A 24,571-nucleotide genomic window follows, 5' to 3' on the forward strand; every position below is an offset into this window, starting at 1 on the left:
ATACAATTTTCATCTCAAGTGTGCTGACTGAATTCAGTACACTTTCCCCTCCTATTCCAAGATAAGAACAATACAATGAGAAAGTTAATTCCAGCTCTGGCACTGATGGTATCGGTACAGGCTTTTGCGTCGGATTTCGACCTGAAAGCAACAATGAAGCAAATGAAAGTTGAATTTAAACACGCTGCTGCAGCAACTGAAATTACCGAAATGAAGACAGCGGTGACTAACCTGTCTGAACTGGTAGAGCAATCAAAGCGTGGTGACTACCCACCAGAAAAGTTTGATATCTACTTTGAAGGTTTCAATAAGCTATCAGGTGCGTTGGATAAGGTAGAAGCGCAATTGGACGCTGGCGATATGGCGTCGGCAAAAGAGTCTTTACGTCAGGTCGATGAGCTTCGCATTGAATATCACGACAAACGTAACCCAGGCATCTGGAGTAAGCTATTCGGCTAAATTGATGTTTGATTTGGGCTGTTGCTGAATTGTGCCTGCAAGAAGGGCAGAAGTAACAGTCCAATAACCGCTGAGCAGATCGAAATGGTGACGAAAAAACCAGTCCAGTGGAAATGCTCCATGATGATAGCCATAGGGTAGCCTGCCAATGCTGCTCCCATATAAGCAAATAGCCCGACAAAGCCCGTTGCTGCACCCGCTGAGTCTTTGTGCGAACACTCTGCAGCGGCCATACCAATCAGCATTTGTGGTCCAAACACAAAGAATCCAATGGCAAAAAATCCAGCGGCCTGAAAAGCAAAATTCGTCACTGGCATTAGCCACAAAGCGGCCACTGACAAGAAGACTCCCATCGCAAAAATCAGGTTCATTGGGCCACGATTACCACCGAACAATTTATCTGACCCCCAACCTGCAACCAAAGAACCGATAAAGCCGCCGATTTCAAACAAGGATAAAGCGGCATTTGCGTTGATCAAGTCGAAACCGTGCTGTTCGGTAAGGTAGAGATTACCCCAGTCATTGACTGCTGTTCGAACGATGTACACCAGCACGTAGCTAAATGCCAGCAACCAAATATATTTGTTGTTTAGGACATAGGTACGTAGAATTTGGTGGGGTTTCAGACCAATACCATCGTTCTCTTGTGCCAGCTCAAGCTTGTCGTTTTTCCATCGGCCAATGGTGGGTAACCCCATGGTGATCGGTTTGTCTCTCAGTCTCCAACAGAGGAACAGCCCGATGATGACACCAATAATCCCCGGAATAACAAAGCCTTCTCGCCAGCTGTAATGCAGCACCATATAACCGACGACAAGAGGGATTAAGGCTCCGCCCACGTTGTGAGCCGTATTCCAGATAGCCCAGAAGAAACCGCGTTCAGAGCGTGAATACCATGTTGTGAGAAGTTTTGAACAGGAAGGCCAACCCCAGCCCTGAAACCAGGCATTGAGTACCCAAAGCGTAAACAGCGCGTAGAGTGAGCTGGATAAGCCAAACAGAATGTTAATGATGCCTGTCGCAATTAATCCAAGCCCCATGAAATAGCGTGGATTAGACCGATCTGAAACGATGCCGGAAATGAACTTAGACAAGCCGTAGGTCAGATAAAAGAACGTGCCCATCAAACCTATGTCACTTTTGTCTAAACCTAGGTCTGCGATTAAAGCAGGGGTCGCATAGTTAAAAGTCTTGCGGGTGAAATAAAAGCCAGCATAGCCGAGATACATACCGACCATAATATGCAGCCGCCAGTACTGGTAAGTCGATTGCATCTCGTGGGTAGTGTGATTAGGTTGAGCGATAGAGTCGGACATAAGCTACACCTCAAATCCCCGGTAGTTCGACACGGATAGAAGTACCATGCTGCTCTGATTCAGGCTGGCTATGGCTGCGAATATTAAATCGCCCACCTAGTGCTTGCACACGCTCTTGCATACCTTTTAAGCCAAAGCCTTTTTGGCTGTCCTGTAGTTTGAATCCAATGCCGTTGTCTTGAATCTTGAGTTCGACTTCGTTTCCCAGTTTGATATCAATCTCTAAACGGCTTGCCTGAGCGTACTTTTGTGCATTATTGAGGGCTTCCTGACATATCCGATACAAGGTTGCACTGGTCGCATCGCTTAACGTAGATACATGCCCACCTTCTAGCTTGAACGAGACGTCAACGCCTTGCTGCTCAAACTCCATTTCGCGAACTAACTGTTGCAGAGCTTCGACCAGATCAAGATCATCCAGTGCCTTGGGTCTGAGGCGAGTCAACAGCCCTTTAGTGGTGTCATAAACATTCAGTGATAAAGATTCGATGGTGGTGGCGCAATTGGCACTCATCTGTGGATTTTCGACTCGTTTAATGATGCTGGCTTGGGTGCGGATAGCAGTAATATTCTGGCCTATTTCATCATGTAGTTCGCGTGCGACCTCCTGACGTACGGACTCTTCCGCTTTGACGAGTTGGCGCGATAAATTCTGGTTGCGGCTTAATTCATGGCGTAATTTTTGGTTTAAATCTCGCTGGCGCTGTACAGCGACGCCTAGCAAGATCCCCGTTAGTGTTTGTGCTGTAATTGATAGCAGAAGGTCGGTGATTTCAAGTTGAGAAACCCCACTACGTGCTGCGATCAAAGCAATACTGTTGAGTAAGGTACCCAGCATAGCGCCTTGCCAGCCATAACGAAAAGCCAGCAGGATAATGGGGATTGCCAAACAAAACGGGGCAAAGCGTCGCAATTCATCGGGTAGTCCTATTTGTAGGGCAATACTGACAGAGAAAAGGGCGATAAATAGGATAATCGGCTTTATATTGAATTGAATCGGCTGACTGATCAAATTGGAGGTTAGAGGTAACCAAGTACTTTGAAACAGGTAGTTCCAGACCAGATAGCAGGTCGGGACCAGCATGAGTCCACCAGTGACACTAACCAGCCAAACTAAGCTGGTTGACTCAACGTGACTATTCACAGCAGCAACATTGATCAGTGACGACACAATAATCACAGCCGCTTGAACCAGCAATCGCTGAGATTGCGCACCATAGTTAAATCGCATCGCCATCGCGGTGACTGGAATACTGGCGGCACTGGCCGCTAAAACGGTAAGCCATTGAGGCTGGTCTAACAATAACGCAAGAGATATCGTTAGCAGCCATTCTGCTGCATAAATTGCAGGCCAATGCTTCTTGGCAGTATGTAATGTCACGCCCAGTCGCAAGGCGAAGGGGAAAAAGAGAATTGCCAGCTCAGCATCATTAACGAAGTAATAAGAAATGACCCATAAGCAAAACCAACTACACAGGGTAATAAACCAAGCACAGACAGAAGTGATCAGGTAGTTGCGCATTAGAGCGGGATTTCCTGACTGAACAGCTTAGCTAATTCAACATTGTTTTTGACCGCGAGTTTGTCCATCGCATTGGCACGATGGACGTGAACCGTCTTATGGCTCAGGCCGAGCTGGTTGGCCACTAACTTTACATCCATCCCCGTCGCGAGCAGTTCACAGACTTGTTTCTCCCGCTTAGTTAGCTGGCTTAATGAAGCGGTTGCTTCTTTAGGAGAGGCCAACTTCAAGGCGATTTCTGGGGTTAAATAGCAGCCGCCAGTGGATGCGGTTCGCACAGCTTGAACCAGCTCTTCCGGGCTACATCGTTTAGTCAAATACCCAAGAGCCCCTGCTTCAAGGGCTTTTTCTACCATCGCTAGCGAGTCATGGACACTCAGCATGACGCAGGCGATGCCAGAGGGGAGCGACTCAAGTAAACTCAGTCCACTTTCATCAGGCATTGATATATCGGTAATGCACACATTAGCACCGCTGCCTGGCAAGCCTTGTTTGGCATCGGACACTGAGTTGAATTCACCAACGACGTTAATGTCACTTTCCAGACTTAGAAGCTGGGCAAAACCGGATCGAACGATGACGTGATCATCAACGAGAGCAACATTAATCATGGCAATTATCCAAAGCAAGGTAGAATGCGGGGTAAGGTACCGTTAAGTGTACTAATAGGCAAATAGCGTTTGGAACTAAAGAAAGCGCCATCTATATCTCACTGATTCAGGCTAAACAGCGAGTATTAGATAGCGCTAACTGGGGGTATTAAGCGTTTACTTGAGCGAGCTGTTTCTTAGCTTTACGAATCTTCTTCTCTTCAGCGATGGCGACAAAAGCAAGTAAGCCGATACAGATAGCCGCAGAAGTATCCAGTGCAGCAAAAGTACCTTGCCAACCCGTCAGGCCAAAAATAGGCGTGCCGTCTGCAATCATACCCAGACCAAGTTTCGCGAAGCTATCACCAATCAGGTACGCAAATGTGCCTTTCACACCGTCAGCAACACTGATGGCTTTCTTCGGTACAAAGCCAACGGCTGCAACGCCAATCAGCAACTGAGGACCAAATACAAGGAAGCCTAATACGAACAGTGACGCTAGATACATGAACTCGCTGGTGGCATGTTGGTAGAACTCGAGTGACACAATAATCAAGCCAAGTGATACACAAGCAACAAGCGCACGGCGACCGTTAGCTAAGTCTGACAAGTAGCCCCACATTAATGTACCGACCAGTGCACCCACTTCGAATAAGGTGAAACCAGAAATTGCCGCTTCTTTAGATAGACCAAGCTCTTGGTAGGCATAAACCGTTGACCATTGGTCGATACCAATACGCACGATATAAAGGAAAATGTTGGCGAAACACAGTAGCCAGATCACTTTGTTTTTCAGTACATATTCAACAAAGATTTCTCGCTTAGACATTTGCTGCTCTTCCGCGGCATTGTCTTCTTCGCTGACAGCTTCATCGAATAGCTCTTCCACTTTACCCAAACCATAGGCTTCTGGAGAGTCGCTACCAAAACGCATGCCAATAAAACCTACAATCAAAGCGATGATAGATGGGAAGATGAACATACCAATCACGTGACCATCGAATAGGTAATTCGCGCCAAATAAAGCGACACCTGCCGCGCCCGCACCACCAACGTTATGCGACATATTCCACAGACCAAGGTATGAGCCGCGCTTGTTACGTGGTGTCCACTTGGTGATGGTTGAGTAGCTAGAAGGGCCGCCAGTACTCTGGAAGAAACCACTTAACGCATAAAATGCGATCATGAGGAACAGGCTGATGCTACCGCCTCCCATGCTCATACTGAAACCCAGCATGGCAAGGCCTGAAAGGATCAACATGAATGGCAGAAATTGCTTGGTGTTTTTGCCGTCGGCATAATAAGACACCACAGTTTTACCAATGCCGTAAGTAATCGAAAAGCCAAGGCCAATCATACCTAACTCGGTCATTGATAGGCCGTAAGTGGAGATCATATCGTTCTGAGCGATATTGAAGTTCTTACGGATCAGGTACATGGTCATGTAGCCAATGAATACAACTAAGTAAGATTGTAAAAAGGGTTTAAACCACATTTTTCGGCGAACTTCGACTGGCAGGTCCAGCGTTGGTTTACGCACTTGTTCTAGAAATTTCAACATAGTGAATCCTTAGAGCCCAGTTTAGCCCGTTGGGCAAAGCAAATAAAAAATTCGGTTGATTTAGCTGACAGGCAGTCAGGAGTAAATCGATGGCGCTAAGTGTATTCATCGTGGTGCGTTGTGGCTTGAGAGATGCTCCTAGGCGGATTAGGAAAATTTCCTAGATCGAGTTGGTTAGTGAGTGTTTCGTGAATAGTGTCACATGATTGATTGGACTCGTTTCGGTTAGTTATTGTTCTTTTTGTAGAAAAGTTATGACTAAGCTTATGTTTTGCAGCACAACTGGCTGAGTTTGTTAATTTCACGTTATATAGTTACAGCGAACAAATCGAGAGTGATCATGTTACGCGCAACGAATTTTAACCGGACGATGTTATTGGCGAGTGCCCTGAGTTGGCTGCTCGTTTCTCTGATGCCGGTCATAAATGCGCATGGCTCAAACGCTGGAGTTTGGGCAACGTTATGTACCATCAACGGTTTCGAGCTGGTTCAGGTCGAAGAAGGTAAACCGGAAACTCAGCACGGCAAGCCTTGTCCATTCAGTCACTTTTCCTCTTTCCATCAGGATTCACTTCCAACACCACCTTACTTTACACGACAGTTGTATGTGCGTGATGAAGCGTATGCTTTTTTGGCTCTAAGCGTTCGCTATCAGCTTGCACTCCCACGTGCGCCGCCTTTGTTTATTGCTTGATATAAAAATAAAATTATTAAATAAGGCATAGCGCCTCACTGTAAAGTCTACGTTCAGCAAACACTATTGAATGATCCATTCGGATTGAACCCGAATGGTTTTGCTGCGCGCAATAAAAAGGAAATTGTAATGTTGGGTAGTCAAACTCAGACTTCACCTAAGGAACCTTCACGCCTATCTTCAGAGAAGGCTCGAATCAAATCACGCTACTTTATGACATGGCGCTGGCACTTTTATGCAGGTCTTTATGTCATCCCATTTTTGCTTATGCTCAGCCTGACAGGGCTTGTCATGCTGTTTGATGATGAAATCGAACAAGCCAGATATCAGGATGAGTTGATCGTTATGCCCGAATCTTCAAAAGTTCCTGTGTCTCAGCAGCTAGAAAGCGTTCAAGCTAGTTATCCATCTGGGCAGGTTACTCAGTATATCCCTGCCGCTGCAGCCAACTTGGTCAATAAGTTCAGTGTGCGTCTTGAAGATGGTACCTCGGTGTTTACCACCGTGAACCCTTATAGTGGTCAGGTATTAGGTGAAATAGATCGCAGTGACAGCTGGTATCAGCTTGCGAATGAAATCCACGGAACCTTGTTGGTTGGTCAATGGGGTGATTACTTAATCGAAGTCTCTGCTAGCTTGAGTATCTTACTTTTGGTAACGGGCATCTATTTATGGTTACCACGGGACAAGGCAAGTAAAGCGGGATTTCTGAAAGTGCGTTTTACATCGGGTACACGCATCTTGATGCGCGATCTGCACGCGAACTTGGGTGGTGTGTTGTCGGTTGTGTTGCTGTTTTTTGTCATCTCAGGTTTGGCTTGGGCGGGCGTTTGGGGCAGCAAGCTGGTTCAGGCGTGGAATACGTTTCCTACTTACTACACTTGGGGCGATAAGCCAGAGTCACTGCTGACTCACGCTGACCTCAACCACGGTAGTGAGGAAGAAATGCCATGGAACTTAGAACAGGCTCCGTTACCTGAATCTACGGGGCATGCTCATGGTAGCGAAGATCATGCTCATCATGAACATAGCTCGTATGATATCAGTCAGAGTATCAGCATCGATTCGATAGTCGAGCAAGCACAACGCCTTGGTTTTACTCAGTTCAATCTCTTTTTACCTCAGTCTGAAACGGGTGTGTATACGCTAGCAGCGAATTCTATGGCGGGCGACATTAGCGATCCGAGAAAAGACAAAACCACTCACATAGACCAGTACACAGGTGAAGTGTTGGTGGATGTGACATGGGAAGACTACAGTTTGTTCGCTAAATTTATGGCAGCAGGCGTGTCTTTGCACCAAGGGGATGTCAGCGTGGTTAACAAGATACTCAATGTTTTGTTTTGTGTGGCGTTCATCGTTATTTCCATCACTGGTATTGTGATGTGGTGGATCAGAAGGCCATCAGGCAAGACTCGAGTCGGTATTCCGCCTCGCTTTGAAAGTGATGGTATCTGGAAGGTAGGAGCCATTACACTCGCTATGGTTGCAGTCTTTTTCCCGCTAGCAGCGGTGACTATCGTGCTCTTTGGTGTGATTGATTGGTTTGTTTTCCGGCAGAAAGTGGAAACGTCAGCAGCCTAGTACCACAACAAAAAAGGCCACCTATTGGTGGCCTGATTCACGTATGGCTCGGTTACTTTACTGACCAGTCGATAGTCTCACCAGCGCGAATTGGCACGACAATGTCCTGACCAAATGGCATTGATTCTGCAACTGCCCATTCTTCTTTAGTGAGCGTCACGGTATCTGAGTTACGCGGTAGACCATAGAAGTCGGGGCCATTGTGGCTCGCAAATGCTTCAAGGTTCTCTAGCTTACCCTCTAGCTCAAACACTTCTGCATAAAGCTCTAGCGCTGCGTGAGCAGTATATGAACCAGCGCAGCCACACGCTGCTTCCTTCATCCCTTTTGCATGCGGAGCGGAATCTGTACCTAGGAAAAACTTCTTGCTACCGCTCGTAGCTGCTTCAATCAGCGCCTTTTGGTGGGTGTTGCGCTTAAGAATCGGCAGGCAATAGAAGTGAGGTTTAATTCCACCAACCAACATGTGATTGCGGTTGTATAGCAGGTGGTGAGCTGTGATGGTTGCTGCAACATTATCGTTAGCGTTTTTAACAAAAGTTGCCGCATCCGCCGTTGTGATGTGCTCAAGTACGATCTTCAATTCTGGGAAATCATTGACGATGGGCGCCAAAACCGTATCTAGAAACTCTTTTTCACGGTCAAAAATATCGACATCATGAGTCGTCACTTCGCCGTGGACCAGAAGCAGCATGCCGACTTCCTGCATTGCTTCAAGCACATGGTAGATGTTTTTAGCAGAAGTCACACCAGAATCAGAGTTGGTTGTTGCGCCAGCAGGGTAGAGCTTGGCTGCCACCACTTTGCCTGAAGCTTTCGCTTTGCGAATTTCATCGGGTGAAGTGTTATCCGTCAGATACAACGCCATCAAGGGCTCAAATTGTTCGCTTGGTTTTTCTGCCATGATGCGCTCACGATAAGCGAGTGCCATTTCAGTGTCAGTAACTGGTGGGACTGTGTTTGGCATGATTAGCGCTCGACCATTGTAGCGGCTGATGTCGCGGACAGTATCTGTTAGAACATCACCATCGCGTAAGTGAACATGCCAGTCGTCAGGACGAGTGATCGTAAGTGTTGTCATTATTGCTCCCACCATAATAATAAGTTGTCTGATTGGAGCCTAAGCATCAACGAAAACTGTGAAGGCAAACGCTTACGCTTAGGCGACAGGATGATAGTGCAAAGTGCCTTTTAATGCATCTGTTTTTTACTTTTGAAGTGGGTTGGATGAAAGAAAAGGGCTAATCCGTTAACCCTGAAATATCGGATTTTCATAATCCGTTATACAACACAACAATGTTTGGAGTACCGCACCTGGGATAATGCGGTAAATCCATACTAGCGAGGTGGTACATTAGAACAAGTTAATTTAATGGATTCTTACATAAGGGAGTGGGGTGTTAACAGTTTTCAAGACAAAGACATATTTCGATACGCTTTATGATGAGGTTTCGAGTTAATTATCGGATTCACAAAGTTTGAAGTGAATTTTATGATTGGAACTGACATCTTCATGAAACATCTCGTTAGAGAGTCGGGTATAATCGCAGCAAATAACAAAGCTCAGGATTAGCAATGTCAGCTCCAACTCTTTCTCAAATCAACGTTTTCCCAGTTAAATCCTTAGGCGGTATCAGCCAATCTTCTGCTTGGGTAGAAAAGCAAGGCCTGATGTTTGACCGTCGTTTTATGCTTGCTTTGGCTGATGGTTCCATGGTGACGGCGCGTAAGTATCCGCATATGGTTAAAGTTCCGTCGAGCTTGACGCCAGACGGTTTAATTTTTGTTGCTGAAGGCAAACCGCCACTTCGCTTAAAGTACTCAGATTTCAAAATGCAGGAAGCTCCTGCTCAGGTATGGAAAGATAACTTCACCGCTTATACCACAACGGACAAAGCGGATGACTGGTTCAGCGACGTATTACAACAGAGGGTAGAGTTGCTGTTTTCAGGCGAGCAATCGAACCGAGTACGAGAGAAAGTTGGGGGTAATGTCAGCTTTGCCGACGGTTATCCAATGCTTGTGATTGGTCAGGGCTCTTTGGACGAACTAAACCGCCGCAGCCCTGAACATCACTCAATGAACCAATTCCGTGCCAACCTGATTGTTTCTACGACTGAGGCGTTTGAGGAAGATAGCTGGAAGCGAATCCGTATTGGAGAAGTGGAGTTTGAAGCGGTTAAAGCGTGTGAACGCTGCATCCTGACAACGGTTGATGTCGATAAAGGTGAATTCAGACCAAGCAAAGAGCCACTCAACACACTGTCTCAGTTTCGAGCGAACGAGCGAGGTGGCGTTTTCTTCGGTCAAAACTTAGTCGCTAAGAATGAAGGTATGATTCGCCAGGGAGATGTGGTGGAAGTCCTTGAGTACAAAGAGAAAGAGTTCTATCCAGACAACACTCCGGAAAAATTGGTGATGACGTGTGTTGAACGTGAAGAGATTGCTCGTGACTTTGTGACATTTTGGCTAGAGCCAGAACACGGCACGGCTCCTGTCTACCAACCCGGTCAGCACTTACCGATTTCAGTTGATATCGATGGTGAAAAAGTCGCGCGTCGCTATACGCTCTCTTCCAGTCCTTCAAGGCCTGGGCGGTTGGCTATTTCTGTCAAACGTATTGATGGTGGGCGAGTTTCCAACTGGCTGAACGACAATCTGAAAGTCGGTGATACGTTAGCGTGTGAAAACCCTGATGGCAGCTTCCACCTTGGAGACAAACACGATCAACCCATTTTGCTCTTGTCTGCGGGGAGTGGTGTGACCCCTATGCTGTCCATGTTGAGGTACCTCTCTGATCACGATCAGGCTAATGATGTCACCTTTTATCACCAGTGTCGTAGCATTGAAGATATCCCATGCAAAGAAGAGTTGGATAGCTACAAACGTCAACACCCTGGATTGAGAGTCTTGATCGCATTGTCTCAGCCGCCAGTGGATTGGTTCGGCTTAAAAGGGCGTTTGACTAGCGCGCACTTAAAGCAGATCGAAAATGTTGAGCAAAGGCAGGTCTTTGTATGCGGACCTGATGGCTTTATGGAACAGGCGAAAACTCTCTTGCTGAAGAAAGGGTTACCGGAGGAGTGCTATCACCAAGAAGCGTTCGGTGTTTCTCAAACCAATCTGCAACCACTTAAAGAGCTTCAGTTAAGTGTTAATGGCAACATCTTTACCGGCAATAACCAAAAGCCGTTGTTAGAGCAAGCGGAAGATGCCGGGATAGCTATTGCTCATAGCTGCCGCGCTGGTTTGTGTGGTGCATGTAAGGTGACGGTTGAGTCAGGCAAAGTTCACCAACCTGATGTTCCAGGACTACAAGATCACGAAAAAAACATGGGTGTTGCTTTAGCATGTTGTTGTATCCCTGAAACGGATATTGAAGTGGTGAACTAAACCTAGCTCTATAAAAGGTAAAAGCCCCGAATCAATGATTCGGGGCTTTTTTTAGTGTGAATACTTTGTTTCATTTGTATTTGGATCGTATTCATCAGTCTGAGCCAACTGACGTGTCGTAACTCAGTGATATAATGATATTAAAAACAATAGGATAGTGTAACTGTCCGATCGGACAGGTTTTGTATTAAACTTGATACTAAATGGTGGATTAGAGCGAAAAATATAGACATAGCCAATCAAATCGGCTCTGATTATTTAGAACGAAAGTAGAGGAGACTACTTTCCCTTATTGATGTGGTTTAATATGCCCACCGAGTAGGGCTCTTGTCACCGCTTGGCAGCGATTGGTCGCTCCGAGTTTCTTACACGCATTACTCAGGTGAAACTTAACGGTTCGTTCAGTGCAATCAACGAGCTCTGCAATTTCTAAAGCACTTTTTCCATCGGCGGCCCAAGTCAGGCATTCAATTTCCCTGTTAGTTAACATCGCTTGAGAGTGCTTAGTTTGTGAAGTCAAAGGCAAGTGCGGTAAGTTCTGTACAATGAGCGGGATAATCAACTGAGTAAACAGTAATGCATCAGGGTTGGCGGGGTGAGCAATAACGTCTGATGTGGCGAAACTAAGAATACCCACTTCACCATTTAATCCATGAATGGGGATACTGATACCTTGTTCTATTCCTTGAATATGCGATAAGGAATAAAGCGCCTGGCTGTGAACATCTATTTGTTTGGCTGATTCCCAAACGCTAGGCATACAGTTTGATGCGCCAAAATTGCAAATAGGATCAACATACATTAATTCAAGATTGCATGAATCTTTACGACATTCATCCGGAAAGTTATCTACAACGATAAATCGACCATTTTTAATATGTGGGTCAAACGATACACCAAGTACAAAATACTCGCTGTTTACAATCGTGTTTAACTGATCCAGTAATCTGACCATTGAGTCAATAGAATCAATGGTTTGGTAGTTATCTATCAGACGTAAAATTTCTTTCATTTAGTGCTATTAACGCCGCTTTTTATTACTTATAACAAATTACATTCGAGTTATGTAATATTTTTCTCACGTTAAAAGTGAGAGTGGGGAATTTTTAAGCATATTAGTGACAAGAATAGAAAAAGGCGCGATATGCGCCTTTTCTTTATTTTACAACTTGAAGAACAGTGTCGTTTTCTTTGGCGTAGGACTCTATTTCTTTTGGTGGTTTTCTATCGGTAATAATGAGATCAACATCAGCGATAGTGCCTAGCTTTACCATAGCATTACGGCCAAATTTACTGTGGTCTACGCCTAGAAATACTGAGCGGCTGTTTTCAATAATTGCACGTTTGACACGAACTTCGTGATAGTCGAAGTCGAGTAATGAGCCGTCATAGTCAATGCCTGAAATACCTAGAATGCCAAAATCTAGGCGGAACTGAGAGATGAAATCGAGGGTTGCTTCACCTGTGACACCTCCGTCTTTACCGCGAACTTCACCGCCGGCTAGAATAACCTTGAAATCAGGCTTAGACATTAGAATTGTTGCTACATTGATATTGTTGGTTACGATGCGTAGGTTATGATGTTTTCCTAGCAGGGCACGGGCGACTGCTTCCGGGGTCGTACCAATATCAATGAATAAGGTTGCGCCATCAGGGATGTGCTTGACCAGTTCCAGCGCAATTTGGCCTTTTTCCTTCTGATAGGAAATTTGGCGAGTTTGATAAGAGGAGTTCTCGGAACTGGAGGCGATCGTCGCCCCGCCATGATTTCGGCGAATTTTGTTTTCATCAGCGAGTTCGTTGAGATCACGACGAATGGTTTGCGGACTCACGTCAAAACGCTCGACTAACTCATCAGTGCTAACAAAACCTTGAGTTTGCACCAGCTCGATGATTTCTTGGTGACGCTTGATGGCTTTCACTAACAATATCCTTGTCTGTTGGAATAGAGCAATTCTACGGTTTGAGGAACGCAAAGCAATGATTTATGAGCGGAACTGGCTGATTAAGGTTCGTTTTAAGAAAATGTTCACATAAACGAACATAAAAATGATCCATTTTTGAGTTGGGTGCTTCGGTTGCGATTGTGGCTTTTGGTTTTTGGCGAACATTTATACTGGCTTAACTTTTTGCAGGCTTTGTTCTACCTTCGGCTTTCGTTTTACTTGTGACAGGATGACGCCAGAGATCACCATAATACCGCCCATCAGGTGGTAACTCTGAATATTTTCTCCTAGCAAAGTAGCCGCTAATGATACGGCGACGACAGGCAGTAAATTCATGAACATCGCACTCGAATCCGCACCTATAGCATCAATCGCTTTTACCCACATCCAAGGCGCGAGAATCGATGCGGCAATGGAGGCGTAGGCGATAAGGGAGAAGGCTCCCTTTGTAGGAGTGAGATGATTACTAGAAAGCCAAAGAGGCGCTAGCATGATGACTGCAAAGATCCCTTGCATATAGATGAGTGTCCAGTTAGACAAAGGCATCTTCCAGCGTTTTATCAGTACACAGTAAGCTGCGTAGCAACAAGCCGCTAAAACCATCAATGCATCACCTTGAGTCACATTTTGATGTAAAAAGAAAGCTATGTCCCCTTGTCCGAGCATAAAAGATAAACCTGCAAGTGAAATGACACCACCAATGATGCTTAGAAGAGAGACTTTTTTATCGAGTAACGGCACGCTCATAAATACACTGAGAAGTGGTACTAATGAGGTGATCAAAGCCATATTAGATGCAGTCGTAGTAAGGCCTGCGTAATAACCCAGCGATTGGTTTAACACCATACCTAGCATGGCTAGAAATGCGAGTTTGCTTAAATACGGTTTGATGATAGGCCATTGTTTAATCACTTTCGGTAAGCAAAAAGGCGTGAGCACTAGCATGGCAAAAAACCAACGAAAGAAGCTCATCGCACTAGGCTCGATAACGGAAGCTGCCATCTTGTTGATGATCGAATTCCCTCCCCAGATGAAAACGGTAAGTAGTGGAAGTAAGTAGATCATGTGAGCCTCATCTCAAAGTGAACAGTAGAAGTGAGTTTGACAGGTCTGTATGATTGTAGATATTTCTTAAAAGACATCGGGCGCGACAGGAAGACAAATTTGAGAAAATCGGCCAAACACCTTCACCCATCTCTATCAATAGATAAAGCTCCATCAGATGTATTTATGAATTTTGAAGCTTTCTTATCCAATACAGAGACGCGAATGCATAGCCACCCATGGGGGCAGGTGCAACTGATCAGTGGTGGTATTCTTGAAATGGAGGCCGAAGGAACTCGTTTTCTTGCTCCCCCCCATTTAGCCATCTGGGTTCCAGCAGGTGTGATGCACACTAGTTACAACAGAAAGCCACTATCCTACTGTTCCTTGAATATCGCTCAGGAACTTACTACGCATTTTCCAGACTGTACTAGCTTGATCAAAATTACGCCGATTGTGTCATCGATTGTCGATGACTTTCGTCAACGAGACATTAATGTTGCCCGAACGGATCAAGATAAGCGTCTTGTGCAAGTTCTTTTAGATCAATTGGCAACTCGTGATACTCAGCATCACTTTTTGCCTTCTTCAGACAACAAATATCTGGCGAGAATATTGGCGGCAGTAGAAGAGAACCCGATTGATAATACCAGCCTCTCTGAATGGGCAGAGAAGGTTCATACCACTGAGCGCACATTAGCACGCCATTGTCAGTCTGAACTGGGAATGAGCTTTACAGAGTGGAGGCTGAGAGTACGTTATCTGTATTCGATGGACTTGTTGCGCAAAGGGCATTCAGTAAAAGAAGTGGCATTAACCTTGGGCTACAATCAAGCCAGCCCGTTTATCGCAATGTTCAAAAAATACTCCGGGCAAACCCCGGAGCAGTATAAGAGTAAGCTGTTATAGCTTTTTGATTACGAAATCCAATCCTCCTACGATGGCCGCAACTTGAGCGTCGTTACACTCTTCATCGGTCACTTTCGGGCTATCAGGATAGACTTCAGTAGTCGTGCCGTAAGTGCAGTTGGTTACACCGCCACACAGGCCAAGTTTTACCATCGGGTAGTTGATGACGCCATCCTGTACAATGGCTGAGCCGATGATTTCGCCTTTTTCATCAGCGGGAGCAATATGAGTCACTTTTCTAACTGACTCAATCACCGCTGCCTGAAACTCAGGTTGAGGGTTTTCAGTATCACCTACTGTGTAGAAGCCATCAGGAATCATACCTTCGATATACTCAATGCCATCACGTGCGGCCAGGGCAGGTCTGAACTCGGTTTCATCCGTGTCTGTCGTTTCATGCAAATCAATATGAACTAATACATCTTGTCCTATTGAGGCTACCAGCGCTCTTAGATTGGCGGATTCTTCTGCCGGGCTGTTTTCATAGAAAGAGCGGTTTGGATCAATCGCTAATGGGTTCCAGCGATTGATGGTCTCATAACCCCATGGGCTGACACATGGTGCGACGATGATGTTGAAGTGCTCAGCGTATTTTTCCATCTGAGTGTCAGCAAATTTGAGTGCACCATGAACGCCGCTGGTCTCGTAGCCATGAACCCCACCTGTCACCAGAACAACGGGTTTTGTACTGTCCCAATTTTTACTTTTAATGCAAAAAAGTGGGTAGCGGCTTGGGTCGTAGGAGAGAGCACCATACTGTTCGATATCGAACCTTTCTTGTAGGGCTTGAATCTTTGGAACCACTTCTTGTTGGTATTCTCGTTTGATACTGGTTTTTTCACGCCAAGCTTGACGCTCTGATTCTTGCCATTTTTGGCCTGGTGTTCCGATAGGGTAAGAGTAAGAACTATGCATTACTTTGCCTATGTTTGTTATGGGATGTGGGCGACAGCATAAAACGCCCATTTTGGGGAAGCAATCAATATAAGTTCAGCCAATAACCGGGGTGTTGTTATTGACGCATTACTGACGAGAATTCGGTTTAAGTTCGATGTGGTCAATGTTACATTTAGTTACATGTCTTATTTCTAAGAGAAAACAAATGGCGGGTGCGAGTCTGTTAACCCTGTTAGATGACATCGCTACGGTGTTGGATGATGTCGCTTTGATGTCCAAAGTAGCAGCGAAAAAAACTGCTGGTGTACTAGGGGACGATCTGGCGTTGAACGCACAACAAGTATCTGGTGTTGCTGCAGAGCGTGAAATTCCTATCGTATGGAGCGTTGCTAAAGGCTCGTTTAGAAATAAATTGATTTTAGTTCCAGCAGCACTCTTGATGAGCTCTATTGCCCCTTGGCTTATTATGCCATTGCTTCTTTTGGGTGGTTTGTTTCTCTGTTGTGAAGGCGCGGAAAAGCTGGCTGAGAAGCTTTTTCATTCAAATGAAGAAGCTGATACAGGTGATGAATTACCGACGGGTTCTGTTGCAGAGTATGAAAAGCATAAAGTGGCAGGCGCAATTAGAACCGATTTTATCTTATCTGCGGAAATTATCGTTATTGCCCTTGGAACGGTTCAAGGACATTCCATGTTGACCCAAATAATGGTGGTCAGCTTAATTGCGGTTTTAATGACTATTGGTGTTTATGGCCTTGTGGCAGGTATTGTGAAATTGGATGATCTTGGCTTTTATCTTAACCGTATTTCAAAAGGGACAGGTGTCATGGCATGGATTGGTAGAGGTTTAATTATCTTTGCGCCAAAGTTAATGAAGTTCTTAACAGTAGTGGGTACTGCCGCGATGTTTTTAGTGGGAGGTGGGATTGTTGTTCACAACGTGCCTGTCGTTCACCATTGGATTGAGCCAGTATTACTCAATTTGCCAAGTTTAACCTTAGCGAAAGCACTTTTCCCTTCTATTCTCAACGGCCTGATTGGTGTCCTAGCGGGTATGGTGCTTGTACTTCTATGGGGTGTCATTGGAAAGCTTCTTCGACGTAGTTAGCCATTTATTCTACATTGTTTTGCTGGTGAGTGATTTCTTGCAGTGCTTCAACCAGCATTTCACTGCTTTGAGCACCTGAAATTAAGTGTTTGCGATCAATGATGATCGCTGGTACTGCGTTTATTCCAGCTTCAAGCCATTGCTGCTCTGTTGAGGATACGGTCTCTTTCCAACTCGTGTCTGAAAGTACAGCCTGACAGGTGACTCTATTTAGTCCAAGGGATTCAGCAATATCTAACAAAGTCTCTGTGTCACTCACATCTTTACCATCTGTAAAGTAGGCGTGGAACATGGCGATTTCTAGGTCGAGTTGTAATCCTTGCGATTGTGACCAAAGTAAGAGCTGATGCGCTTTCCGAGTATTATAAATTCTCATTTCATCTGTGAAATTAAACTCAAACCCCAATTCTTGGCCTAAATCAGTGATGGTTTGACGAGCGGCAATACTCGCTTCTAAAGACGTGCCGTATTTATCCGCCAAGTGCTCTCGTAGGTTTTGCCCTTCCGGCTTCATTGCAGGGTTAAGCTCGAATGGGTGCCAGTGAATCTCTGCCTCAATAGTGTCTGATAGTGTCATTAAAGCTTGCTCCAGTCTTTTGTACCCGATGATGCACCACGGGCAAACCACATCTGACACTATGTCTATCCGAACATTTTTCATGATTGACGCCTTTCTTTACTTACTACTTCATTATAGTGAGTGAGAATAATTAATTTTATAAATAGTTCAAATTCTACGCCTTAGATCTACTACACCCATTCCGCTTTCTAGGGGGGAAGAAAAAGATTGGCTTGTGTCTATAATGGCAGCCAGCCTTCACCTGCAATCAGTCAGGTGATTATGGAATTTGAGATAAAGGAACAAGAGATGAACGTTTTTAAAACAGCCAACGTCATTCTTCATGCCTTCGACTGGCCGTACGCATTGGTTGCTCAACGCGCTGATGAAATTACAGCGGCGGGTTATAAATCTGTGCTGGTTTCTCCTCCAATGAAGTCTTTAAAACACGCACAGGGTACAAAATGGTGGCAACGCTACCAACCACAGGATTATCGTGTGATTGATAACCAGCTCGGTGATACACGAAGCTTTAAAGACATGGTTAAAGCGCTGAACCAACGTTCAATTTATGTTTATGCAGATGTGGTTTTTAACCACATGGCGAATGAATCACAGAGTAGATTAGACCTTCAGTATCCCGATCAAAGCGTCCTAGAGTCCTATCAGTTAGATACTGACTACTATGAAAATATCAAATTGTTCGGAGACTTGTCAGAGCCACTGTTTGTTGAAAACGATTTCGTCGAAGCATTTGGGATTGAAGACTGGCAGGATAAATGGCAAGTCCAAAATGGACGAATTACTGGTGGTCCTGCCGATCCGGGCTTACCGACCTTGCGTGTTCATGAGCATGTTATCAAGCAGCAGCAGGCATATTTGCGTTCGCTGAAATCTCTTGGTGTGAAAGGGTTCCGAATTGATGCAGCTAAGCACATGTCACTAGAACATTTGCAAAAAGTGTGGAGTAAAGAGATCTGTGAAGACGTCCATATCTTTGGTGAGATCATCACCGATGGTGGCGCTACAAAGCTTGAATATGATTTATTCCTTGAGCCGTTCTTGGCGGAAACTCGCTTGGGTGCTTATGACTTCCCGTTGTTTCAAACTATGTTTGATGCATTAGAAGCTAAAGGTAGCTTAAAGAGTTTGGTTAACCCATATTGCTTCGGGCAAGCGCTCTCACAAAGCAGGGCGATTACGTTTGCCATAACCCATGACATTCCAAACAATAATGTGTTTGCTAATTTGGTCATGCCAGAAAAAACAGAGTGGTTAGCATACAGCTATATTCTCGGTAGAGATGGTGGTGTGCCATTGATCTACACGGATCTTGATACTTGTGGGCTGAAAGGCTCTGATGGTCGACCTCGATGGCTGAATGCTTGGAATGATAAGCGGATGACATCGCGTATTCGTTTTTATAATCTCATGCATGGTAAAACTATGCAGGTGATGGAAGCATCTGACGATCTCTTAATATTTGCTCGTGGTGATGAAGGTATCGTTATCATCAATAAATCCAAGCGAACACAGAGAGTACAGATTGCGGTGAGTGGTAAGTGGTTGGATTTACTGTCTGAAGAGCATTACCTTAGTCAACGAGGTACTATGAGTATCTCCGTGGCTGGTGAAGAGAGTTTAATGTTAGTTAAGAGTTAAGAGCCCTCCCAGAGGGAGGGCCGAAAATATTACACTTTGAACTTGTTGAGTATTGCATCTTGTTCGCGGATGTTTTCAGTTTGTGCTTGCATGGCTATGTTGGCATTTTCTGCGGCATCCGCCACTTGAACAGAAAGATCCTTAATTTTCACTGTGTTGTTGTTAATCTCTTCTGCCACTAAACTTTGTTCTTCTGCTGCAGATGCGATTTGAATGTTCATATCACTGATGGCTTGGATTGCATCACGAATACTGTTAAGAGCGGCGTTCGCTTCTTCTGCTCTTAATACCGCGCCACTGGCGGTTTCTTTACTCATATTCATTGCATTGGCGACTGCGGTTGCTCCTGATTGCAATTGCTCAATCATGTTTCGAATTTCAGTGGTAGACTCCTGAGTTCTTTGCGCCAGTGTGCGCACCTCATCGGCGACCACAGCAAAACCACGGCCGGACTCACCAGCACGAGCTGCTTCAATGGCGGCATTCAATGCGAGTAGGTTGGTTTGATCCGCAATGTCATTGATAACTTTCAAAATGGTTTCAATGTTGTCAGTAGCAGATTCTAATGTTTTCACTTCTTCAACTGCTTCATCGATACGTTGTGACAGTTCAGTGATGGCACCAGTTGTATCGCCAACAACCCGTGTACCGACTTCAGTTGCTTCATCAGCCTCTTTTGCTGCCGAAGCTGCGCCTTGTGCATTGTTGGCAACATCACCGGAGGTTGTAGCCATTTCGTGCATGGCTGTAGCGAGCTGTTCTAACTCTCTCAGCTGATCTTGCATGGCCGCCGCTGATTCTTGTAAGCCCATCGAAGTCATTTCAGACCCACGTAGAATCTCTTCGCCAATCGCTTTTGATTGAGTGATTTGCTGTTGAAGCGCACTGGTGAAGGAGTTGAATCCTTCTGCCAATGATGAAAACTCTTGGTCGGTATTGGTGTCGAGGCGTTGGGTAAGGTCGCCTTCACCTGAAGCTACGTCCTGAATGGCACTGTTGAGGGCGACAAGTGGCCTCATTAGAGCCGTCATCAAGACAAGAAGAATAACAATACTGATGATTAGGGCCACGACAGTGTAGATGATGGAACTGTTACGTAGGTCTGCTAGTGACTGATAAGCAATTTCTTCATCGAGGACAACACCGATATACCAATCTTCACCAGGCACTTTAGAAAAGTCGAGAGTGTAATCTTTACCGTCAATAGAGACTTGTTGAGGGTCATCTTGGATATTTGTATTACCCAAGAAATCTTTCATCGGTTTACCATTGAAGTCTGTTTGAGGGTGAGCAATGGTTGTGCCGTCACCTGCGACGATAAACACGTAACCTGCATCAAACAATTGCACCTTGTTAACAAGGTCGGCAAGACCTGCCAGGCTAACATCGTAGAAGATAGCACCGATAAACTTGCCGCTGTCTTTGACTGGAGTGGCTATGGAAACCAGAATTTCACCTGTCGCAGAATCAGCATAGGGGGCCGTAATAATGAGTTTGCCTGCGTTTTTAGCGTCGATATACCAAGGGCGCGCACGTGGATCCCATGTTGGTCCGGGATTCCAAGACGGATCGTTATTGATGTTTGAACCATCTTTCTCAAACCCTAATCCAGCTAATAGGAAAGTTTCTTTAACGATGGGACGTGTAATGACGGTTTCCATCGCATCCAGATCTAGGTTGGACTCAAGCATACTGGTGGCATAGGTAGCAATCGCTTTTCTACTGTTTATCTCAGCAGCGGTTGTATCTCTAACGCCATCCACAATCTCGGCGACACTGGAAGTGACTTGAGATTTAATTTCTGTTTGAACGGTGTAGTACTGCTGTAGGGTAAGCAATGTTACTGTGGCCAGTAAAAGGAGAGAGGATGCTGCCACAATTTTATGGCTGAATTTCATATTCGCCTTCCTATTTTATCTACAAATATAGAGGATATTTATAGATTTATAGTTATGAAATGAACAATCAGCCAGTAACTTAATCAAGTTTTCTGCTTTTCACCTCGAATTGTTTTTTCAATTTGTGAATACATTGCTTCATTGCCTTCGAACAGCTCGGCAACAACCTGGCGGCGTGATTGTCCAGATTGCATTCGTTTGTAGGCCTCTCGCACGTTCAAAACGAGTTGTTGCTCTGCCAATAGTTTGCTGTCGATGTTAGGGGCCCATTGGTTTATTTGTTGAGTCAGTTTGCTTTCCTTCAACTGAGGTTTGAAGCTTGAAAGCTCTTCTTGTAAAACAGTAAGGAGATTTTTTTTCGCATCGTGTCGATCTTCCATCACCTTTAACCTATTCAATAAAGCGTTTGTGAGCTCATTGAGAGTTACAAAGCCACCTTGTTTAGGGAGGAATGAAGTAACACGTGAAGATACTTCAATTTGTTGAACTTGTGTCTGCGGGAAGAAGGTGAGTGCGCACAGGGCATCAAATGGGACCCAAACTGCCTGGCCCGCTTCAATCGCATATTCTGTTTTACCGAGTTTCAACAGCGTCAGACCTTGCTCGACTTTAAGTAGCATATGCTTGATGCTCTTTTTACGTGGTGTCATAGTCAGATATTGAAAGTCGCGATAGTCATGCGAAATAGCGTAGTGCATTGAATTGCTCATGTTCTTGGGTACTCAAGGGGCGATAAGGTTAACGTTTCTTGCAGAAAAAACCAACTTAACTCCGACTTTCCACTTAATCGGTGATTTTATTCTGGTCTGACCTTGTTGATTATGAGAGAAGTATAGCTGTCAATCCCCTAATCTCTGCGTAGAATAGGCCAGCTTTTTATCAGATGTAATAAGAAATGACTTCTAAAAACGACCCTTTTGTTGAAATCCGTCCTTATAATGACGAAGAAATTCCAGCGGCTATCGACCGCCTGATTAACGATGAAGAGTTTATCAGTGCAATTTTACAGCATCGATTTGCTAACCATGCCGGTTGGTTTAAAACGCTGATGTCACCGATTGTCAAAGTGTACCTCAAAATGAAGTGGTCAAAGCTTAACTCTGTCGAAACCATTCAGATGGAAGTAAAAAAATACCTTGAGCAAACTTTGAGCACAACAACAAAGGGTGTGACTTATTCGGGACTGGATAAGCTAGATAAAGAAACCTCTTATTTATTTGTGTCCAATCACCGTGACATTGCGATGGACCCAGCACTGGTGAACTACGGCCTTCATCAGAGTGATCATAAAACGGTTCGTATTGCCATTGGCGATAACCTCTTGAAAAAGCCTTGTGCGACGGAACTGATGAAGCTTAACAAGAGTTTCATCGTAAAACGTTCGGCGAAAGGCCCACGTGAAATGATGAAAGCGCTAGGCACTTTGTCTAGCTACATCAAACATTCGCTCGATACGGGTAACTCTATCTGGATCGCGCAAAAAGAAGGGCGCGCGAAAGATGGTAATGATTTTACCGATCCGGCGATCCTTAAAATGTTCCATGTGGAAGGGCGTAAGCAGAAAATAGAGTTTTCAGAGTACATTAAATCATTGCGTATCGTCCCGGTTTCTATTTCCTATGAAAATGATCCATGTGATATCGCTAAAGCCCGTGAGTTATTTGAAAAAGCCACCAGTGGTTCTTACGAAAAAGGCGAATTTGAAGATATTGAAAGCATCATTCAAGGCATTGTAGGTGATAAAGGTCGTATACATGTGGCATTTGGTGATGTCATTTATGATGACTTAGAAACACCAGAAGCGTTAGCAGAAGAGATTGATCGCCAGATCCATGACAATTACAAAGTGTTCCCTATAAATGAGCTGGCTGCAGGTAACGAAAAGGTCGATCAAACAGTCAAAGACATCATGGCCGACAAGCTGAGCCAGTTACCCGAGGGTGCGCAACCTTACTTAGTGGCAAGCTATGCCAATCCGGTTAAGAATCAAACCGCTAAGACTCCCTAAGGGTAAAACTATCGCTTAGGTATAAATCTCTAAGCACAAGCTTCAGTATGTTTAATGCTCAGTTTGTGCTTGAAATTTAGGCTGATTTGCGTTGTTTTTCGGTTAGTCTTGCCAAAATACGGATTTAGGATCTTTGTCTACTTCGCGCATAATCGCCGTCAGATCATGACTTTGCGCAAGGTAAGGATAGGGCAGCCAATTTTCTTCATTGAGTTCGTCAGGCATAAATAGCAGCCAAGAGCTGCGCTCTTGGTTCCATTGCACCTTGGCAACAGGCATCATGTAATCGCAATGCGCTGAATCAAGCAGAAAATGTTGCTTGATGAATATCACTCCATTATCCGTTACGTCATAGCTCGCTTTACCTAATTCTGCAGGTAAGCTTTTATTACGCTGTTCACAGATTACCTGCGCGCGGCTTTCTACTTGTTTTTGCAGCAAACTGACCAGTCCCATACCGGCTCCATCATTAACGCTAACCTACCCATAGTATGTACAAGAATATGAGGAGTCTGCATAGGTTTTCACAAAAATGTCATGTAATCGAAATATGATAGCGCGAGTTTACTTATCCGCATCAGATTGGAGATTATTATGATTCGTATTGCGCTGGTGGCAATGTTGTCCTCTTCTTTACTTACTTTTCCTGCGCTGGCGAGTGAAGTTAATGTGTCCGGTTCTACATCGGTGGCACGTGTTATGGATGTATTGGCTGAAAACTTTAATACGGCCCACCCTGAAACCTACATTGCAGTACAAGGTATCGGTTCAACTGCAGGTATTACCCTTTTAAAGAAAGGCGTAGCAGATATTGGTATGAGCTCACGATACCTGACAGAAAGTGAGCAGGATGAAACGTTAACGGTCACCCCTTTGGCATTTGATGGCTTGGCTGTTGTCGTCAATAAATCTAATCCGGTCCAAAATGTCAGTCGTGAGCAGCTATTCGATATCTATAAAGGTAAAATTACCAACTGGAAAGAGTTGGGGGGAGCCGATCAAAAAATTGCTGTAGTGACACGTGAAGCGTCATCCGGCTCACGTTATAGCTTTGAAAGCCTGCTGGGCCTTACGAAAATTGTAAATGGACGTCAGGTTTCAGATATCAATCCAGATAACTTAGTGGTTAATAGTAACAGCATGGTGAAAACCATCGTCAACCATAACAAACAAGCGATTGGATTTATTTCTACAGGATCTGTTGATAGCTCAATTAAAGCCATCACATTTGAGGGAGTAGATGCAAATAGCAAAACCATTGCTGAACGTAAATATGAACTGTCTCGCCCATTCCTTGTACTTTATAAGAAAGCGGAACTTGATAAAGATGCCCAGTCATTCATTCAATACCTGCAAGGTAAAGAGGCTCAAACTTTAATCCGCGAATACGGTTATACGCCAATCAGTCAGTAGCAGAAACA

General features: G+C 44.8%; 22 protein-coding genes. 9 read left to right on the forward strand and 13 right to left on the reverse strand.

All coding sequences use genetic code 11. From position 1 onward, the window contains the following. The first annotated feature begins 75 nt into the window (after positions 1 to 75). On the forward strand, positions 76 to 459 hold the full coding sequence (locus CTT30_RS17700; protein ID WP_252037321.1) for a cytochrome b562: 384 nt from the start codon (positions 76 to 78) through the stop codon (positions 457 to 459). Here the strand turns inward: CTT30_RS17700 and CTT30_RS17705 are convergent. From CTT30_RS17705 to uhpT, 4 genes are all read right to left on the reverse strand, one after another. After that, complete coding sequence (locus tag CTT30_RS17705) at positions 456 to 1,775, reverse strand: MFS transporter (protein WP_252037322.1); 1,320 nt, start codon at positions 1,773 to 1,775, stop codon at positions 456 to 458. The genes CTT30_RS17700 and CTT30_RS17705 overlap by 4 nt on opposite strands. A 10-nt stretch (positions 1,776 to 1,785) precedes the next feature. Beyond that, the gene (uhpB, locus tag CTT30_RS17710; protein ID WP_252037323.1) at positions 1,786 to 3,297 is read right to left on the reverse strand and encodes a signal transduction histidine-protein kinase/phosphatase UhpB; all 1,512 of its coding nucleotides are present in this window, start codon (positions 3,295 to 3,297) and stop codon (positions 1,786 to 1,788) included. Next, positions 3,297 to 3,908, reverse strand: coding sequence for a response regulator transcription factor UhpA (gene uhpA / locus CTT30_RS17715; RefSeq protein WP_252037324.1), 612 nt, complete (start codon positions 3,906 to 3,908; stop codon positions 3,297 to 3,299). Before uhpA ends, uhpB begins: the two co-directional genes overlap by 1 nt. Positions 3,909 to 4,056: 148 nt before the next feature. Then, the gene (gene uhpT / locus CTT30_RS17720) at positions 4,057 to 5,448 is read right to left on the reverse strand and encodes a hexose-6-phosphate:phosphate antiporter UhpT (RefSeq protein WP_095570861.1); all 1,392 of its coding nucleotides are present in this window, start codon (positions 5,446 to 5,448) and stop codon (positions 4,057 to 4,059) included. A gap of 340 nt (positions 5,449 to 5,788) precedes the next feature. Here uhpT and CTT30_RS17725 point away from each other — a divergent pair, with 340 nt between their 5' ends. Further along, on the forward strand, positions 5,789 to 6,142 hold the full coding sequence (locus tag CTT30_RS17725) for a hypothetical protein (protein WP_252037325.1): 354 nt from the start codon (positions 5,789 to 5,791) through the stop codon (positions 6,140 to 6,142). 129 nt (positions 6,143 to 6,271) lie between these two features. Continuing rightward, complete coding sequence (locus CTT30_RS17730) at positions 6,272 to 7,726, forward strand: PepSY-associated TM helix domain-containing protein (RefSeq protein ID WP_252037326.1); 1,455 nt, start codon at positions 6,272 to 6,274, stop codon at positions 7,724 to 7,726. A 52-nt stretch (positions 7,727 to 7,778) separates the two neighbouring features. Here the strand turns inward: CTT30_RS17730 and pyrC are convergent, their stop codons facing one another. After that, entirely contained in the window at positions 7,779 to 8,807 is a 1,029-nt protein-coding gene (gene pyrC / locus CTT30_RS17735) for a dihydroorotase (protein ID WP_006961262.1), read from the reverse strand. Between the two features lie 494 nt (positions 8,808 to 9,301). On the opposite strand from pyrC, the gene CTT30_RS17740 reads away from it, so the two are divergent. Continuing rightward, positions 9,302 to 11,119 carry a hybrid-cluster NAD(P)-dependent oxidoreductase gene (locus CTT30_RS17740; RefSeq protein ID WP_252037327.1) on the forward strand — a complete coding sequence of 606 codons (1,818 nt, stop codon included), beginning with the start codon at positions 9,302 to 9,304 and terminating at the stop codon, positions 11,117 to 11,119. A 289-nt stretch (positions 11,120 to 11,408) separates the two neighbouring features. On the opposite strand, the gene CTT30_RS17745 is transcribed toward CTT30_RS17740, so the two are convergent. The 3 genes from CTT30_RS17745 to CTT30_RS17755 all read right to left on the reverse strand — a co-directional run bounded on the left by CTT30_RS17745 (position 11,409) and on the right by CTT30_RS17755 (position 14,130). Further along, positions 11,409 to 12,131 (reverse strand): LuxR family transcriptional regulator, encoded by a 723-nt coding sequence (locus CTT30_RS17745; RefSeq protein ID WP_252037328.1) that lies wholly within the window; start codon positions 12,129 to 12,131, stop codon positions 11,409 to 11,411. A 145-nt stretch (positions 12,132 to 12,276) separates the two neighbouring features. Continuing rightward, positions 12,277 to 13,041 carry a DeoR/GlpR family transcriptional regulator gene (locus CTT30_RS17750; protein WP_239836108.1) on the reverse strand — a complete coding sequence of 255 codons (765 nt, stop codon included), beginning with the start codon at positions 13,039 to 13,041 and terminating at the stop codon, positions 12,277 to 12,279. 189 nt (positions 13,042 to 13,230) lie between these two features. Continuing rightward, on the reverse strand, positions 13,231 to 14,130 hold the full coding sequence (locus CTT30_RS17755; RefSeq protein ID WP_252037329.1) for a DMT family transporter: 900 nt from the start codon (positions 14,128 to 14,130) through the stop codon (positions 13,231 to 13,233). A 99-nt stretch (positions 14,131 to 14,229) separates the two neighbouring features. Between CTT30_RS17755 and CTT30_RS17760 the strand changes: the two genes are divergently transcribed. Further along, positions 14,230 to 15,018 carry an AraC family transcriptional regulator gene (locus tag CTT30_RS17760; protein ID WP_252037330.1) on the forward strand — a complete coding sequence of 263 codons (789 nt, stop codon included), beginning with the start codon at positions 14,230 to 14,232 and terminating at the stop codon, positions 15,016 to 15,018. Here CTT30_RS17760 and CTT30_RS17765 read toward each other — a convergent pair. Then, positions 15,013 to 15,933 carry a M14 family metallopeptidase gene (locus CTT30_RS17765; RefSeq protein ID WP_252037331.1) on the reverse strand — a complete coding sequence of 307 codons (921 nt, stop codon included), beginning with the start codon at positions 15,931 to 15,933 and terminating at the stop codon, positions 15,013 to 15,015. The genes CTT30_RS17760 and CTT30_RS17765 overlap by 6 nt on opposite strands. A 187-nt stretch (positions 15,934 to 16,120) precedes the next feature. On the opposite strand from CTT30_RS17765, the gene CTT30_RS17770 reads away from it, so the two are divergent. Next, positions 16,121 to 17,023: a DUF808 domain-containing protein gene (locus CTT30_RS17770; RefSeq protein ID WP_252037332.1), complete on the forward strand. Its 903-nt coding sequence runs from the start codon at positions 16,121 to 16,123 to the stop codon at positions 17,021 to 17,023. A gap of 4 nt (positions 17,024 to 17,027) precedes the next feature. On the opposite strand, the gene CTT30_RS17775 is transcribed toward CTT30_RS17770, so the two are convergent. Further along, positions 17,028 to 17,684 (reverse strand): DsbA family oxidoreductase, encoded by a 657-nt coding sequence (locus tag CTT30_RS17775; protein ID WP_252037333.1) that lies wholly within the window; start codon positions 17,682 to 17,684, stop codon positions 17,028 to 17,030. A 207-nt stretch (positions 17,685 to 17,891) separates the two neighbouring features. Between CTT30_RS17775 and CTT30_RS17780 the strand changes: the two genes are divergently transcribed. Then, positions 17,892 to 19,244, forward strand: a complete 1,353-nt coding sequence (locus tag CTT30_RS17780; protein ID WP_252037334.1) for an alpha-amylase family glycosyl hydrolase — start codon at positions 17,892 to 17,894, stop codon at positions 19,242 to 19,244. A gap of 29 nt (positions 19,245 to 19,273) precedes the next feature. On the opposite strand, the gene CTT30_RS17785 is transcribed toward CTT30_RS17780, so the two are convergent. Together CTT30_RS17785 and CTT30_RS17790 are read right to left on the reverse strand one after the other, a co-directional pair. Continuing rightward, complete coding sequence (locus CTT30_RS17785) at positions 19,274 to 21,142, reverse strand: methyl-accepting chemotaxis protein (protein WP_239874807.1); 1,869 nt, start codon at positions 21,140 to 21,142, stop codon at positions 19,274 to 19,276. Between the two features lie 83 nt (positions 21,143 to 21,225). Continuing rightward, entirely contained in the window at positions 21,226 to 21,840 is a 615-nt protein-coding gene (locus tag CTT30_RS17790; protein ID WP_252037335.1) for an AraC family transcriptional regulator, read from the reverse strand. Positions 21,841 to 22,037: 197 nt separating this feature from the next. Between CTT30_RS17790 and CTT30_RS17795 the strand changes: the two genes are divergently transcribed. After that, positions 22,038 to 23,150 (forward strand): 1-acyl-sn-glycerol-3-phosphate acyltransferase, encoded by a 1,113-nt coding sequence (locus CTT30_RS17795; protein WP_252037336.1) that lies wholly within the window; start codon positions 22,038 to 22,040, stop codon positions 23,148 to 23,150. Positions 23,151 to 23,252: 102 nt separating this feature from the next. Here the strand turns inward: CTT30_RS17795 and CTT30_RS17800 are convergent, their stop codons facing one another. Further along, positions 23,253 to 23,606 carry a DUF3024 domain-containing protein gene (locus CTT30_RS17800; RefSeq protein WP_252037337.1) on the reverse strand — a complete coding sequence of 118 codons (354 nt, stop codon included), beginning with the start codon at positions 23,604 to 23,606 and terminating at the stop codon, positions 23,253 to 23,255. 138 nt (positions 23,607 to 23,744) lie between these two features. On the opposite strand from CTT30_RS17800, the gene CTT30_RS17805 reads away from it, so the two are divergent. Then, a complete protein-coding gene (locus CTT30_RS17805; protein WP_252037338.1) occupies positions 23,745 to 24,563 on the forward strand; it encodes a phosphate ABC transporter substrate-binding protein in 819 nt (272 codons plus the stop codon). Positions 24,564 to 24,571 lie beyond the last annotated feature (8 nt).

Origin of the sequence: Vibrio coralliilyticus (assembly GCF_024449095.1) — a bacterium.
Lineage (GTDB): Bacteria > Pseudomonadota > Gammaproteobacteria > Enterobacterales > Vibrionaceae > Vibrio > Vibrio coralliilyticus_A.

Coding starts and splice junctions, on each gene's coding strand:
- pyrC (WP_006961262.1), bottom strand. CDS start 8,807: ATGACAACACTTACGATCACTCGTCCTGACGACTGGCATGTTCACTTA.
- CTT30_RS17765 (WP_252037331.1), bottom strand. CDS start 15,933: ATGCATAGTTCTTACTCTTACCCTATCGGAACACCAGGCCAAAAATGG.
- CTT30_RS17805 (WP_252037338.1), top strand. CDS start 23,745: ATGATTCGTATTGCGCTGGTGGCAATGTTGTCCTCTTCTTTACTTACT.
- CTT30_RS17790 (WP_252037335.1), bottom strand. CDS start 21,840: ATGCACTACGCTATTTCGCATGACTATCGCGACTTTCAATATCTGACT.
- CTT30_RS17770 (WP_252037332.1), top strand. CDS start 16,121: ATGGCGGGTGCGAGTCTGTTAACCCTGTTAGATGACATCGCTACGGTG.
- CTT30_RS17780 (WP_252037334.1), top strand. CDS start 17,892: ATGAACGTTTTTAAAACAGCCAACGTCATTCTTCATGCCTTCGACTGG.
- CTT30_RS17700 (WP_252037321.1), top strand. CDS start 76: ATGAGAAAGTTAATTCCAGCTCTGGCACTGATGGTATCGGTACAGGCT.
- uhpB (WP_252037323.1), bottom strand. CDS start 3,297: ATGCGCAACTACCTGATCACTTCTGTCTGTGCTTGGTTTATTACCCTG.
- CTT30_RS17755 (WP_252037329.1), bottom strand. CDS start 14,130: ATGATCTACTTACTTCCACTACTTACCGTTTTCATCTGGGGAGGGAAT.
- uhpA (WP_252037324.1), bottom strand. CDS start 3,908: ATGATTAATGTTGCTCTCGTTGATGATCACGTCATCGTTCGATCCGGT.
- uhpT (WP_095570861.1), bottom strand. CDS start 5,448: ATGTTGAAATTTCTAGAACAAGTGCGTAAACCAACGCTGGACCTGCCA.
- CTT30_RS17745 (WP_252037328.1), bottom strand. CDS start 12,131: ATGAAAGAAATTTTACGTCTGATAGATAACTACCAAACCATTGATTCT.
- CTT30_RS17740 (WP_252037327.1), top strand. CDS start 9,302: ATGTCAGCTCCAACTCTTTCTCAAATCAACGTTTTCCCAGTTAAATCC.
- CTT30_RS17725 (WP_252037325.1), top strand. CDS start 5,789: ATGTTACGCGCAACGAATTTTAACCGGACGATGTTATTGGCGAGTGCC.
- CTT30_RS17730 (WP_252037326.1), top strand. CDS start 6,272: ATGTTGGGTAGTCAAACTCAGACTTCACCTAAGGAACCTTCACGCCTA.
- CTT30_RS17775 (WP_252037333.1), bottom strand. CDS start 17,684: ATGAAAAATGTTCGGATAGACATAGTGTCAGATGTGGTTTGCCCGTGG.
- CTT30_RS17705 (WP_252037322.1), bottom strand. CDS start 1,775: ATGTCCGACTCTATCGCTCAACCTAATCACACTACCCACGAGATGCAA.
- CTT30_RS17785 (WP_239874807.1), bottom strand. CDS start 21,142: ATGAAATTCAGCCATAAAATTGTGGCAGCATCCTCTCTCCTTTTACTG.
- CTT30_RS17800 (WP_252037337.1), bottom strand. CDS start 23,606: ATGGGACTGGTCAGTTTGCTGCAAAAACAAGTAGAAAGCCGCGCGCAG.
- CTT30_RS17795 (WP_252037336.1), top strand. CDS start 22,038: ATGACTTCTAAAAACGACCCTTTTGTTGAAATCCGTCCTTATAATGAC.